A 13,094-nucleotide genomic window follows, 5' to 3' on the forward strand; every position below is an offset into this window, starting at 1 on the left:
GGAGAACTCATGACTAAGTCTTTAAAAGGAACAAAAACTGAAAAGAATCTTTGGACAGCATTTGCCGGTGAATCACAGGCCCGCAACAAATACGACTATTTTGCAGGCGTAGCTAAGAAAGAAGGATTCCAGCAGATTGCTGCCATTTTTGAAGAAACTGCTTCCAACGAAAAAGCTCACGCTAAGATTTGGTTTAAAGAATTGCAAGGTATCGGCAACACAGCTGAAAACCTCAAAGCCGCTGCCGGCGGAGAACACTACGAATGGACCGATATGTATGATACATTCGCAAAAGAAGCTGAAGAAGAAGGATTCCCTGAATTAGCAGCTAAGTTCCGCGGCGTTGGCGCCATCGAAAAGCACCATGAAGAACGTTTCTTGAAGCTTCTCGACAACATCGAAATGCAGAAAGTATTTGAAAGAAGCGAAATCGTTATGTGGCAATGCAGAGAATGCGGCAACTTGGTAATGGGCCCAAAAGCTCCAGAAGTTTGCCCGGTTTGCAGCCACCCGCAAGCCTACTTCCAATTGCAGGAAAAGAACTTCTAATTCAACAGTTCTGAATTAAGAATAAAGGCTGACGAGTCGAATAACCGTCGGCCTTTTGTTTGGTTAATCAATAGAAAAACTCATTAGCTTTTCTCACTCCGGCCAAAGGAGAAAGTTTTGCTAAGAGCATTTCCTGCACTTTTTGCGGAAGAACTCTTCCTTGACTAGGACAGTTCTGCACACAACGCATACAATCAATACATTTCAGGGCATCAGTCTGAGTCGGATCTTCTTTTGAAATGGCTCCAACGGGACAGTTGGTCGCGCAAGTCCCGCATTTGAAACAAGAGGCTGGATCAGCTATCGGTGCCACCGGCATTCCGGCAAATTCTCGATATGGCTTTGAGCCAGGCACTTTTGGCTCAGAGTAATCCATCTCATCGTATTTGTATTTTGCGCGGTTAGCAAACGCCTCTGCTTCCTGGAAGTCTTGTTTATCCGGTCTGTCAGCAGCAACCTCCGGATGGAAAACATGTCGGGCCACAAACGCAGCACTGGCGAACACCTCGAAGCCGTCACCAACAAGAATGCTATTTAGTTCCAATAAAGCATCGTCATAAGCTCGATTTCCATAAACAACCATAGTTATTACGTGTGATTGATCGCCTCGCATGCGCTCTAACTTTTCTACCAAAGGAACCGGAAGCCGTCCGCCGTAAACCGGCGCTGCAAAAATAACAATGTCTTCTCTCTGAAAGTCGAGACGTCCATCAGAACGTGTTAGATCGACGTAAATAGGATTCGGGCCGAGGGTCTCGGCAACCTTGACGGCGTACTCTTGCGTGCTTCCGCACGGGCTATAGTAAAGGCAGTAGAGCATATTTTGTTTTTTAATCTAAGGGTTGAGGATATTGATATTTTCTCAGAAAATCCTTGTATTGAAGAGTGCAGATGCTGATTTCCTTATCAGGATTGAGAGAGCCATAGGCCGCTTTTCTCCTTACTCTTCAGCGAGTGCCGGTCCTACGAGAACTCGTTGCTGGTCCATCCCGTTTTCCCTCGACTACAATTAGTCAACTATCTAAACATCTAAGGTGCAGCTTTGTTAATCGGACTAACTGGCGGAATCGGATCTGGCAAAACAACGGTCTCCGATCTTTTTGCGGAGCTTGGCATAAAAATTATTGATACCGATGTTATTTCTCAGAATTTAACAGCTGCGAGCGGAAGTGCAATTTCTTTGATCTTAGAAAACTTTGGCCCGCAATCTATTGCCCTTGACGGAAGCATGGATAGAAAATTTATGAGAACAAAAGTCTTTAACTCATCCAATGAAAGAAAGAAACTCGAAAGCATTCTGCATCCTCTTATCCGTGAAGAAGCTAAACGTCAAATTCAAAACTTAGACGGCCCCTACTCCATCCTCGCTGTCCCTTTGATGAATAAAGATTCAAGTTGGATCCGGCTTTGCGATAGAATTCTTTTAGTGGACTGTCCGAAAGAAGAACAAATCCGCAGAGTGGAACTTAGAAACGGACTTGGACCGACAGAAATACAAAAAATCATCAATAGCCAGTCTTCAATTCGGGACAAACTATCTTTCGCAGACGATGTGCTTTTCAATTACGGAGAGAGAGAGTACCTCAAAAAAGAGATTCTGCGCTTACACCAAATCTATTTAAAGCTATCTGGAGCCTGCTCAAAATCGGTTTAAATGAGACGACCTTTACTTCTGTCTTACTTTTGTTATTTAGAATGCGAAGCTTTATCGATTCACTTTATTTATATGCTCGGCGACTTGATTTTTAATATTTAGTCCTAGCGGTATGCTAAATTATTAAGTGGTGCATAGGGTCACAGAACACATGAGTAATGATCTTTTGAGATATGAGTTTCCGTCTACAGAAAAGACTCGTACTTTTCTGAGACTTTCTTATCTCTTTAAACAATTGGAATGGTTTGCCGAACAGGAGTTCCCGCAAGATCATCAGGCTGCAATACGAAAATATTTTGAAATCCAAGAAGTAACAAACCGAGGAGATCAAAAGAATGATATTTTGCAGGAATTAGAAAGATTTAGAGTCTATTTGTCTCCTCTTGCCTCCAGTCCAAATGTCGATCAGTCTTCTCTTAAGAACACTCTCAACGAGATTCAGGCTTGCCGCTCCGCTCTTACTAGTGTCGGAATCCGAATCTCTCATTTAGCGACTTTAAACGAATTCCTTAAGCTTCTCGCTCAGCGATCTTCCATTCCTGCCGGCACATGCGAGTTTGATCTCCCTATATACCACCATTGGCTTAATTTACCGGCAGAAAGAAGAAAAGCCGACCTTCAAGGCTGGATAACTCCCTTAAAACCTTATCACCAAGGGATCGACCTAATTCTTAAACTTCTTAGAGGAAGTGCTGAAGTTACCGAAGCAATTGCTGAAAAAGGTGGGTATCAGAAAGATCTTCAGGGCAAAACCTTCACACTTTTGCAAATTTACGTAGACCCAAAATACGAGGTTGTTCCGAAAGTCTCTGCAAACCGGTACATGCTCTCCGTACGCTTTATCCCGGTATCTTTTAATAAACCCGCCGTCACCGGCGCAATTTCTCAAGATATTCCGTTTAAATTGGGAATCTGCAATATTTAAAGAAAATGGCTATTCAAGTTAAATGTCCGCAGTGCGGAAAAATGACTGAGTATTCAGATAAGAACCCATGGCGCCCATTTTGCTGTGAGAGATGCAAAATTATTGATTTAGGCGCATGGGCTAATGAGGATTACGTAATTCACGGACGTCCCATTGAAGGCGATGATGATCTGGATATCTCAAAAGATTCTTTGGCAAAAGGGAAAATCCATACCAAAAAATCTATTGAGCATTAATCAAAGAAGGCAACAAGGGCACTGTTGCCGGTAGAATGGGAGCAGGAAGATTATTCTCAGAAAAGAACCCGTAGTCCTGTCCCTCTTTACAAGTGATGCTCCCTTCCCAGTCAGTACATCTGAAAAAATGCAGGCGAACATCTGCGTGGGGATAGGAAAATTCTTCGCAGTCCACCTCTTTAAAATCTTTAGGAATTATTCCTAACTCTTCTTCAAGTTCTCGGGAAAGCGCCTGTGCAAGATCCTCCCCTTCTTCAACTTTACCGCCCGGCAACTCCCAGTAACCTGCGTAAACCTTTGGTTCGGGACGGCTAGAAAGAAGAATTTCTCCTTCCTTGTTGATTAGTGCCGCAACTACAACTTCCGTAAACTTCTTATTTGTCATTCTTCAGCTTATTTCTGCCGGTCCAATCTCTTGCGAACTGATAAGCGACTCGGCCGGAGCGAGAGCCTCTTTGTAAGGCAAACTGCAAAGCTTCTACCTTCCATTCTTCATTGATTGGCCCATTAAAGTGTCTTGTCCAACCTTCTGCAATCCTCAGGAATTCCTCCTGACTGAAAGGATAGAAACTGAGCCAAAGTCCAAATCTTTCGGACAAGGACATTTGCTCTTCCACCGTTTCCGCAGGATGAATTAATCCAGTTTCATCCATGCCGCAGGCCAAATTGTCCTGCATCTTTTCAGGCATTAAATGACGCCTGTTGGAAGTTGCATAGATAATCATGTTCTCGCTCGAGGCCGAGATAGAACCGTCAAGAATCGCTTTTAAAGCCTTATAAGCCGCCTCTCCGGGCTCAAAGGACAAGTCATCACAGAAAATAATGAACTTCTCCGGGCGAGTCCGAACTAAAGCTGTTATTTCTCCCAAATACTTCAGATCCGCCTTATCGACTTCGATCAGACGCAAGCCCTCAGGATAGAACTTAGACAAACACGAACGAATCAATGAAGACTTTCCGGTTCCTCTTGCACCCGTCAGCAATACATTGTTTGCCGGCAGTCCCTTCACAAACTGCTCGGTATTCGATAAAAGGATCTCCTTCTGTCTTTCGACGTTCTGAATGTTTTTTGGATCAACGAAAGCTACTTCTACGATAGGTTCCAGAGTTCCTAATTCCACGCCGAAATAACTTTTCTGTCTCCAACGAAAGGCTGGTTTAGACCAGTCAATCTCATCAGGAGAAGAGGGCAGAAGAGGTTCGATCTTTTCAATGAAGTGACCAAACCTTTCATAAAACTCTTTTCTTTGGCTCATAGACAATTAGCTGCGGTAATCGGCATTAATGGAAACGTAATCGTGAGAAAGATCAGTTGTCCACACTGTTTCGCTGGCTTCTCCTCTTCCGAGATTGACGGTGACGAAGATTTCCGGCTTATTCATAACGGCTTGGCCGTCTTCTTCTCGATAAGAGGCATAACGGCCTCCATTCTTGGCAACAAGGACGTCATCAAGCCATAAAGAAATCTTATTGGCATCCAAGTCATCGATACGAGAGTTTCCGACCGCAGCCAAAATTCTTCCGAGGTTAGGATCGGAAGCAAAGAAGGCTGTCTTGACTAAAGGAGAGTGAGCAATAGCGTAAGCCACTTTAAGAGCTTCCGCTTCGTTCTTTGCACCGTCAACAGTAATCGTAATGAATTTAGTAGCACCCTCTCCGTCTCGAATCATGGACTGAGACAATTTCTGAGCCACTTCAATTAAAGAATCAAGAAGATCGTTGTATCTAGGATCTTCATCGCTTTCAATCGGAGGGCAATCCGCGCGGCCGGTCGCAATAAGAATAAAGGAGTCATTCGTTGAAGTATCGCCGTCCACTGTGATGCGGTTGAATGAAGCATCTGCAACAGCACGAACTGTATCCTGAACGAGCTCAGCAGACATTCCGATATCTGTAGCAATAAAGCCGAGCATTGTTGCCATATTCGGTTCAATCATTCCTGAACCTTTGCTGATGCCAGTAACGGTAATCTCAACCCCATCCAGCTCAACTCTCTTGGAAGCAGCCTTTGGCACCGTATCCGTTGTCATGATCGCTCTGGCAGCATCAATCCAATTGTTTCTGCCCATATTCTGAGCTGCTTTGGGGATACCGGTCAAAAGTTTTGTCATTGGCAGCGGTTCCATGATCACGCCTGTTGAGAAAGGAAGAACCTTAATCGGAAGCGTGTTAAAGATATCAGCCACGGCCTGGCAGGTTTCTTCTGCATCGTGCAAACCGGTCAAACCGGTACCGGCATTAGCGCATCCTGTGTTAACCACAATTGCTCGGATGTCATTAGTCTCAAGCAAGTGTTCTCTGCAAATCTGTACCGGAGCGGCTGCAAATCGATTCTTTGTAAAGACCCCAGCGACCTTTGATCCGGGAGCTAGTTCCATCAACATTAAATCTTTTCTGCCAACTTTCTTGATACCAGCTTCAGCGGTTCCTAGAACCACCCCGGAAACCGGGAGAATGTCTTCAGCGACGGGAGCCTTAAGATTGACTGCCATGTTTTTTCCTTTTTAAAGTGATCTTTTTATTGTATAAAAAGAAAACCGACCATAAGGCCGGCTTCTTAAAGAAAAACCATTATTTCAGTTTTCCGTGGCAGTCTTTGAACTTCTTGCCGCTTCCGCACGGGCAAGGATCATTTCTGCCTACATGAGCAAATTTCTCTGCTTCCTCAGCTTCTTGTTCGAACATTGGTCCCTTCAACTGACCTTCGGACTCATCAACGTGAGCTTCCTGAGCCTGCATAGCCTGTTGCTGGGCCTGTTCTTCAGGAGTCGGCTGGCGGATCTGAACGTTCATCAGAACTCTTGTGACATCCTCACCGACAGTCTGGAGAAGAGCACTGAACAATTCGAACGCTTCGCGTTTGTATTCCTGCTTAGGCTGCTTCTGAGCATAGCCGCGTAAATGAATGCCTTGACGAAGCATATCGAGCTGGCTGAGATGTTCTCTCCAATGCTGATCCAAGAACTGAAGAAGAACATTTCTTTCAAATTCTTGCCATGCCTCTTTACCGACCAAAGCAACTTTACCGTCATAGACCTCATTAGAGGCCTTAATAACCATATCCAAAAGTTCTTGATCGTCAGAACTTTCAGATTTTTCAAGAGTAGCTTTCAGCGGAAGATCAAGGTTCCATTCTTCCTTAAGCACTTTTTCAAGACCGTCGAGATCCCATTGTTCTTCAACTGTGTCTTCCGGGACATAGCTGCGGAACAAAGAAGTGAAGAAGCCGTCCCTGAGTTCTTTAACCGGGCCGGACACATCTTTGTTTTCAAGAATTTCATTTCTCAAAACATAGATTTCGCGGCGCTGGTCATTGGCAACGTCGTCGTATTCAAGAAGCTGTTTACGAATATCGAAGTTTCTGGATTCAACCTTACGCTGGGCGCTTTCGATAGAACGAGAAACAATACCGGCTTCAATAGCTTCGCCCTCAGGGAGACGAAGTTTGTTCATCAAAGCCTGCATCTTTTCACCGGCGAAGATTCTCAAGAGAGGATCTTCCATAGAAAGATAGAATCTGGAGCTTCCCGGGTCGCCTTGACGGCCGGAACGGCCTCTGAGCTGGTTATCAATACGTCTTGATTCGTGACGCTCGGAACCAATAATTCTCAAACCGCCGAGGGCAACTACTTTCTCATGATCCAATTGCCATTGATTCTTGATGGCATCAATCTGAGCTTTCTTTTCGTCAGCAGTGAGATTCGGATTGTTTTCTACTTCGGAAACAGCTTTGCTGATACCGCCGCCAAGCACGATATCGGTACCGCGGCCAGCCATATTGGTAGCAATGGTGACCATACCGGGACGACCGGCTTCTAACACGATCTGAGCTTCTTTTTCATGCTGCTTAGCATTCAGAACATTGTGCGGAATGCCCTCTTTGTCAAGCATGTGGCTGATGAGCTCAGAATTCTCAATGGATGTAGTACCTACAAGAACCGGCTGTCCGCGTTTGTAGCAATCTTTGACGTCATCGAGAATAGCTTTATATTTCTCAGCTGCAGTTCTGTAAACCTTATCCTGTTGGTCATCACGAATCATCTGGCGGTGAGTCGGAATAACAACAGTTTCCAGGCCGTAAATTTCCTGGAATTCGTATGCTTCCGTATCAGCAGTACCGGTCATGCCGGAGAGCTTTTCGTACATACGGAAGTAGTTCTGGAAAGTAATGGAGGCAAAAGTTTGGTTTTCCTGTTGGATCTTCACGCCTTCCTTAGCTTCAACCGCCTGGTGAAGACCGTCGGACCATCTTCTGCCCTGCATCAAACGGCCGGTAAATTCGTCAACGATAATGACTTCACCGTTCTGAACGACGTAGTGCTGATCTTTGATAAAGATTGTATGAGCTCTCAATGCTGCATTGAGATAGTGGAGAAGCATGATGTTCTGAGGAGAATACAAGCTTTGTCCTTCAGGAAGAAGGCCCATTCTGCTCATAATTGCTTCAACTTTTTCGTGACCGGCTTCAGACAACTGAACGGTATGAGCCTTCTCATCCACCCAATAGTCGCCCTCGCCTTTTTCTTCTTTCTGTCGAGTCAGCTGATCCGGAATCTTATCGATCTGGACATAAACGTCTGTCTTGCCTTCGGCAGGACCAGAAATAATCAGTGGTGTTCTTGCTTCGTCGATCAAGATGGAGTCCACTTCATCGACGATTGCAAAGAAGAGACCTCTTTGGCGTCTGGCGTTGACGTCATATTCCATGTTGTCGCGCAGATAATCGAAACCATATTCGTTATTGGTTCCGTAAGTAATATCTGCTTGATAAGCGGCCTGTTTTTCTGCATTCGGCTGGTTAGAGAGAATGGTACCGACCGACATGCCCAAGAAGTTATAAACCTTGCCCATCCATTCAGCGTCACGCTTTGCCAAATAGTCGTTAACAGTAACGACGTGTGCGCCTTTGCCGGGCAGAGCATTCAAATAGACGGCTAGAGTTGCAGTAAGAGTCTTACCTTCACCGGTTCTCATTTCAGCAATCTTGCCGTCATTCAAAACCATACCGCCGATGAGCTGTACGTCGAAATGTCTCATCCCTAGAACGCGCCAGCTGGCCTCTCTTACTACAGCGAAGGCTTCAGGTAAAAGCTTGTCTAAGGTTTCTCCGTCAGCAAGTCTTTTCCTGAACTCAACGGTCTTGGCCTTTAATTCTTCGTCACTCAGAGCCTTAATTGAAGGTTCGAGTTTGTTAATTTCTTCAACTTTACGGCGATATTGTTTGATAAGTCTGTCGTTGCGACTTCCAAAAATCTTCGTCAGAAAACTAGCCATTCAGTATTCTCTTTTAATTGAGGGCGTCAACACAGAACCCTGACACCCGATTTCTCACATATAAACTCGGTGATTTTACACTCTATCTTGCTACTTCTTGTCGGTAAATGTGAATTTAACTATGATTGATAAAACTTGTTGAAAAAATCTTTTCTAACTATTTCCGTAACGCAATGATTCCATTTGCAAAAAGAAAAATTTCTGCCTATGACAGATTGAAGAGAACTCCTATTGGAGTTGCGGTCATGAATGCTGAATTAGCCAACAGAATCGCGCGCATTATCAACCCTATTTTCAAACAAATGAATTTGGGTATGGAGATCACCGGAGCTCAGTGTTTTCTGACTCAGGAGACCGTTAGAAAAAAAGACAATAATCCTTACGATATCGACCCAAACGAAGATCCAAACTTCGCTTACGAGAATGTTCTCGTTTTAAATGTTCTCTTTCCTCACCCTGCTTTTCTCACGAAATTTGCGTCGATCAAGCCGGAAGTAGAAAATGCATTGATGCTAAACGGAATTACAACCTTAAAAGTCATAGGCAAAGTTGTGCAACTCAAGCAGTGAAAGCATCCTCCTTGATTTTCAATTTCAAGAAATCATGACAAAAAGCCAAAAGAATGCTTTTTGCGATTAACGACAGTGAAGGCAAAACGTTCTGCGGGATGAAAAGATTCAGAGGCAGTTATGGTATTTCCTTCCCGGTCCAAATAGCATCGAACAATCTTCAAAGCGGGAACTCCTGGTTTCGAATTGAAGTGCTCGGCTACGTCAGGGCTCATCACGACCGCCGAAAAAGTTTGCCTTACTTCCGCACATTCAATGTCTAGAAAACCTTCAATCAAAGAAACAATAAGTTCCCTCGGATGTCTTTTAGCTTCTTCAGCCACATAGGCCATGCTTTTTCTGACGTAAACATAGGTTACAACCACCGGCTCATTTAAGTTTTTATCGGCCACGCGAATATTTTTAAATCGGACCCATGGCTCATTTTCGGTTAAACAGAGCTGTTCAGAGAGCTCTTTTGTTACGATCACATCCTCCGTCGCTTCTATAAGCCGCGGAAATTGATTACCGTAGTAGTCAATCGCACGAATATCAGAGAGTTCATGAAGAAATTTACCGTTTTGGACTTTGCTTTTAACTCGAGTTCCAATATGTGGACGCCTCTCAACCAATTCTGCTTTTACCAAGGCATCCAGCGCTTTCCTAACTGTATCCCGACTGACTGAGAGCTGCTCGGCGAGCTCAATCTCTCCCGGGATGATCGAGCCCACAGGCCAATCACCGCTTGTAATCTTAGCAACCAGCTTTTCCGAGACTTCCTGCCACAATTTTTTTCTCATGATGCCTCTTTTGTAGGAATGAAATAGTCACGAAACCATATCCATTTTTAGAGATCTCGCTGGGAGAGAAGGCTTCTTCTATTTGTTGCCGACATAATATGTCTTATTTGTTTGCCAACATATCACAACTATTTAATTTTTAAAAAGAAAATAAACCTTAACCTCGGAAAAGTTTGATCAGTATCAAAACAAATTCATTCTTTTGTACGTACATATTCTATCTCCAGCACAATGACCAAAGCACATTCATTGTTAAGTTTCCACAGGAGATTAAAGTGCCTTCTACCGCTATCGACAGCCAAATCCATGGATGCATGTTCAGCACCGATGAAATGAGGAAAACTCTGAGTGACGAAGCCTGGGTTCAAAAATGGCTTGACACCGAAGCCGCTCTTGCAAAGGCTCAAGGCGAACTCGGAATTATCCCAAAAGACAAAGCTGACATCATCCAGAAATACGCCAAAGCCGAGCTTCTGGATATTCCTTCAATCGGAGAGTTCTATAAAAGCTCCATCACTATTGTTCCTTTACTGAAAGCCTTCAAGAAAGTCCTTCCTGACAATGCAGGAGAGTTCGTTCACTGGGGCGCGACCAGCCAAGACATTGTTGACACAGGTATTGTTCTTCTTGAAAAAGATGCCTATGAAATCATCCTTCGTGATATGAAGCTTTGCCAAGAATATTGTTTAGACCTTGCCAAAAAGCACCGCAACACCGTTATGTCCGGCAGAACTCACGTCGTACACGCTCTTCCGATTACTTTCGGCTACAAAGCCGCAATCTGGGTAGATGAGCTCGGACGTGATATCGAACGCTTAGAACAGATCCAAGACCGAGTTTTTGTTGGTGAAATGGCTGGGGCCGTTGGGACTCTAGCTTCCCAGCCCGAACACGGACTTGCAGTGCAGAAGAGAATGATGGAAATTCTCGGTCTCAATGTTCCTACAATTGCATGGCACGTTGCTCGAGATAATCAGGCAGAGTTTGTTTCCGTTTTAGCTCTTTGTGCCGGAACTCTCGGCCGCATCATCCATGAGATTCTGACTCTTCAGAGAACAGAAATTCTCGAACTTGAAGAGCCTTTCTTCATGGGCAAAGTCGGTTCCTCTACGATGCCCCACAAACGCAATCCTGCCGTTCTTGAAAACGTTTTAGCTCTTCTTCGCAACGTCCGCTCTATAGCACCATCTATCGTTGAATCGATGATTAGTGAAAATGAAAGAGACTGGGGTTGCTTCCTGTCCGAATGGGAAGCCATTCCGCGCGCCTGTCACTTGATGGCAGCTGCTCTCGAAAAGTCCAAGAACATTCTCAAAAACTTGATTGTTTATGAGCAGCACATGGAACGAAATCTTTTCAAACAAAAAGGCCTCATGATGAGTGAATGCGTCATGATGCATATGGCTCCGCGTCTTGGCCGCATGACTGCGCATGAAATCATCTACAAAGGCGCCATGGAAGCTTACGAAAAAGAAATTCCGTTCAAAGATGTGCTGATGAATACTCCGGCAGTCAAGGAAGAATTTACGGAAGAGGAAATTGATCACATGCTCAATCCTCACTCTTACATCGGATTAGCTCCGGAATTCGTCGATCGAGTTCTTGCCAAGTATTCCAAATAATTTCCTTTCATCCGGCTGCGGTATATGCAGCCGAATCTCAATTCAAAGGTATTTGTATGCCTCAACGTTCAATCAAGCTGTGGCAGGCGGTAACTCCTGTCCTCGTCTGTTTACTCATATGGTTATATCCGGTACCGGAAGGCCTAAAACCTGAAGCTTGGTATATGTTTGCCATCTTTGTTGCAACTATTGTCGGTATTCTTTGCGCTCCGCTTCCTTCAGGCGCTATTATGTTCATTTCTTTGGCGGTCTGTATTTTTACAAATACGCTGACTTTCAAAGCGGCTTTATCCGGGTTTGCCTCCGGCACAGTATGGATGATTTTTGCCGCTTATGTTCTGTCTTTAGGCTTTGTCCAGTCTGGACTCGGCCGACGCATTGCCTACAAGACGCTTTCTTTATTCGGCGGTTCTTCACTTGGCATCGCTTACTCTCTGGGCCTGGCAGATTTGTTCTTAGCGCCTGCTATGCCGAGTGTGACAGCCCGTTCCGGCGGTATCATTCTGCCAATTTCAAAGTCTATTAACCAAGTGCTCGACAGTGAACCAGGTCCGAAGCAGAAACGGCTCGGTGAGTTCTTAACCATGACCTGCTTTCAGTTCACACCGATCACCGGCGCTATGTTCATGACTGGTATGGCTGCGAATCCATTGTGCGCGACACTTGCTAAAGAAGGTCTGGGCCTCGAGCTCTCTTGGATTGGATGGTTCTGGGCTGCCGTTGTGCCATCCATGATTTGTTTCTTCGTGATGCCTCTTCTTTCTTACAAGATTCTCGATCCCGGCTTAAAAAAAACTCCCGAAGCCAAAGTCATGGGCAAAGAACAGCTTTTTGCAATGGGTCCCATGTCCTCGCAAGAAAAGAAAGTTGCTCTCGGTTTCATCATCGCGTTATTAGGTTGGGGAACGACGATGTGGACTGGTTACAACGCCAATGCCATCGCTATCACTCTTGCTGCTTTCTTGTTTGCGACCGGAGCAGTTAATTGGAAAGACGTTTTAAACGATAAAGCAGCTTGGGACACCGTAGTTTGGTTCGGCATCATTATTTCCTTAGCAACCGGTCTTACCTCTTTAGGCTTTATTAAATGGATGAGCGCAGGATTTGCTTCCATGCTCACAGGCATGGACTGGATGGTTGCGTTCATCCTTCTCGGCTTCCTGTACATCTACCTTCACTATGTCTTTGCCACTGCATCAGGCCATGTTGCAGCCATGTACGTTCCGTTCTCTATGGTTGCGATCGGCGCAGGCGCCCCTCCGATGATGGTTGCAATCTGTTTTGCAATCTTCTCGAACTTTATGTGGGGAATCACCGAATACGCCGGCGGACCAGGCCCGATCTATTACGGCCAGGGCTACTTTGAAAGACCTCGGTTTTACGGCATCAACTTTGTACTGGTGACCATTAACGTTCTGATTGTTTTTGCCAGCGGCATGCTTTGGTGGAAACTTATCGGCCTCTATTAAGGCTAGAACCAACCTAA

General features: G+C 44.9%; 13 protein-coding genes. 7 read left to right on the top strand and 6 right to left on the bottom strand.

Annotated features, from left to right (window positions below; all coding sequences use genetic code 11):
- The first annotated feature begins 9 nt into the window (after positions 1–9).
- Positions 10–549, top strand: a complete 540-nt coding sequence (gene rbr / locus ADH67_RS07740; protein WP_066595116.1) for a rubrerythrin — start codon at positions 10–12, stop codon at positions 547–549.
- 67 nt (positions 550–616) lie between these two features.
- On the opposite strand, the gene ADH67_RS13495 is transcribed toward rbr, so the two are convergent.
- Complete coding sequence (locus ADH67_RS13495) at positions 617–1,369, bottom strand: 4Fe-4S binding protein (RefSeq protein ID WP_066595117.1); 753 nt, start codon at positions 1,367–1,369, stop codon at positions 617–619.
- 222 nt (positions 1,370–1,591) lie between these two features.
- On the opposite strand from ADH67_RS13495, the gene coaE reads away from it, so the two are divergent.
- The 3 genes from coaE to ADH67_RS07760 all read left to right on the top strand — a co-directional run bounded on the left by coaE (position 1,592) and on the right by ADH67_RS07760 (position 3,364).
- Positions 1,592–2,203 (top strand): dephospho-CoA kinase, encoded by a 612-nt coding sequence (gene coaE, locus ADH67_RS07750; protein WP_066595120.1) that lies wholly within the window; start codon positions 1,592–1,594, stop codon positions 2,201–2,203.
- A gap of 151 nt (positions 2,204–2,354) precedes the next feature.
- Positions 2,355–3,128: a cell division protein ZapD gene (gene zapD / locus ADH67_RS07755; RefSeq protein WP_066595122.1), complete on the top strand. Its 774-nt coding sequence runs from the start codon at positions 2,355–2,357 to the stop codon at positions 3,126–3,128.
- Between the two features lie 5 nt (positions 3,129–3,133).
- Entirely contained in the window at positions 3,134–3,364 is a 231-nt protein-coding gene (locus ADH67_RS07760; RefSeq protein ID WP_169711908.1) for a DNA gyrase inhibitor YacG, read from the top strand.
- Here ADH67_RS07760 and ADH67_RS07765 read toward each other — a convergent pair.
- The 4 genes from ADH67_RS07765 to secA form a co-directional block, all read right to left on the bottom strand.
- Complete coding sequence (locus ADH67_RS07765) at positions 3,351–3,749, bottom strand: (deoxy)nucleoside triphosphate pyrophosphohydrolase (protein ID WP_066595125.1); 399 nt, start codon at positions 3,747–3,749, stop codon at positions 3,351–3,353. The genes ADH67_RS07760 and ADH67_RS07765 overlap by 14 nt on opposite strands.
- Positions 3,739–4,620 (bottom strand): ATP-binding protein, encoded by an 882-nt coding sequence (locus ADH67_RS07770; RefSeq protein ID WP_066595127.1) that lies wholly within the window; start codon positions 4,618–4,620, stop codon positions 3,739–3,741. The genes ADH67_RS07765 and ADH67_RS07770 overlap by 11 nt, the downstream gene beginning before the upstream one ends.
- A gap of 6 nt (positions 4,621–4,626) precedes the next feature.
- Positions 4,627–5,856, bottom strand: coding sequence for a bifunctional glutamate N-acetyltransferase/amino-acid acetyltransferase ArgJ (gene argJ, locus ADH67_RS07775; protein ID WP_066595129.1), 1,230 nt, complete (start codon positions 5,854–5,856; stop codon positions 4,627–4,629).
- A 79-nt stretch (positions 5,857–5,935) separates the two neighbouring features.
- Positions 5,936–8,638 (bottom strand): preprotein translocase subunit SecA, encoded by a 2,703-nt coding sequence (gene secA, locus ADH67_RS07780; protein ID WP_066595131.1) that lies wholly within the window; start codon positions 8,636–8,638, stop codon positions 5,936–5,938.
- Between the two features lie 245 nt (positions 8,639–8,883).
- Between secA and ADH67_RS07785 the strand changes: the two genes are divergently transcribed.
- The gene (locus tag ADH67_RS07785) at positions 8,884–9,207 is read left to right on the top strand and encodes a hypothetical protein (protein WP_143597736.1); all 324 of its coding nucleotides are present in this window, start codon (positions 8,884–8,886) and stop codon (positions 9,205–9,207) included.
- Positions 9,208–9,239: 32 nt separating this feature from the next.
- Here ADH67_RS07785 and ADH67_RS07790 read toward each other — a convergent pair whose 3' ends face one another.
- A complete protein-coding gene (locus ADH67_RS07790) occupies positions 9,240–9,986 on the bottom strand; it encodes a GntR family transcriptional regulator (protein WP_066595133.1) in 747 nt (248 codons plus the stop codon).
- A gap of 275 nt (positions 9,987–10,261) precedes the next feature.
- Here ADH67_RS07790 and purB point away from each other — a divergent pair, with 275 nt between their 5' ends.
- Together purB and ADH67_RS07800 are read left to right on the top strand one after the other, a co-directional pair.
- Complete coding sequence (gene purB / locus ADH67_RS07795) at positions 10,262–11,608, top strand: adenylosuccinate lyase (protein WP_066595134.1); 1,347 nt, start codon at positions 10,262–10,264, stop codon at positions 11,606–11,608.
- A gap of 56 nt (positions 11,609–11,664) precedes the next feature.
- On the top strand, positions 11,665–13,077 hold the full coding sequence (locus ADH67_RS07800; RefSeq protein WP_066595135.1) for a DASS family sodium-coupled anion symporter: 1,413 nt from the start codon (positions 11,665–11,667) through the stop codon (positions 13,075–13,077).
- Positions 13,078–13,094 lie beyond the last annotated feature (17 nt).

The sequence above is a fragment of the Turicimonas muris genome (assembly GCF_002221595.1).
Lineage (GTDB): Bacteria > Pseudomonadota > Gammaproteobacteria > Burkholderiales > Burkholderiaceae_F > Turicimonas > Turicimonas muris.

Excerpts from the sequence above, each read along its gene's own strand:
- rbr (WP_066595116.1), top strand. The coding sequence starts at position 10 with ATGACTAAGTCTTTAAAAGGAACAAAAACTGAAAAGAATCTTTGGACA.
- ADH67_RS13495 (WP_066595117.1), bottom strand. The coding sequence starts at position 1,369 with ATGCTCTACTGCCTTTACTATAGCCCGTGCGGAAGCACGCAAGAGTAC.
- zapD (WP_066595122.1), top strand. The coding sequence starts at position 2,355 with ATGAGTAATGATCTTTTGAGATATGAGTTTCCGTCTACAGAAAAGACT.
- ADH67_RS07760 (WP_169711908.1), top strand. The coding sequence starts at position 3,134 with ATGGCTATTCAAGTTAAATGTCCGCAGTGCGGAAAAATGACTGAGTAT.
- ADH67_RS07765 (WP_066595125.1), bottom strand. The coding sequence starts at position 3,749 with ATGACAAATAAGAAGTTTACGGAAGTTGTAGTTGCGGCACTAATCAAC.
- ADH67_RS07770 (WP_066595127.1), bottom strand. The coding sequence starts at position 4,620 with ATGAGCCAAAGAAAAGAGTTTTATGAAAGGTTTGGTCACTTCATTGAA.
- argJ (WP_066595129.1), bottom strand. The coding sequence starts at position 5,856 with ATGGCAGTCAATCTTAAGGCTCCCGTCGCTGAAGACATTCTCCCGGTT.
- secA (WP_066595131.1), bottom strand. The coding sequence starts at position 8,638 with ATGGCTAGTTTTCTGACGAAGATTTTTGGAAGTCGCAACGACAGACTT.
- ADH67_RS07785 (WP_143597736.1), top strand. The coding sequence starts at position 8,884 with ATGAATGCTGAATTAGCCAACAGAATCGCGCGCATTATCAACCCTATT.
- ADH67_RS07790 (WP_066595133.1), bottom strand. The coding sequence starts at position 9,986 with ATGAGAAAAAAATTGTGGCAGGAAGTCTCGGAAAAGCTGGTTGCTAAG.
- ADH67_RS07800 (WP_066595135.1), top strand. The coding sequence starts at position 11,665 with ATGCCTCAACGTTCAATCAAGCTGTGGCAGGCGGTAACTCCTGTCCTC.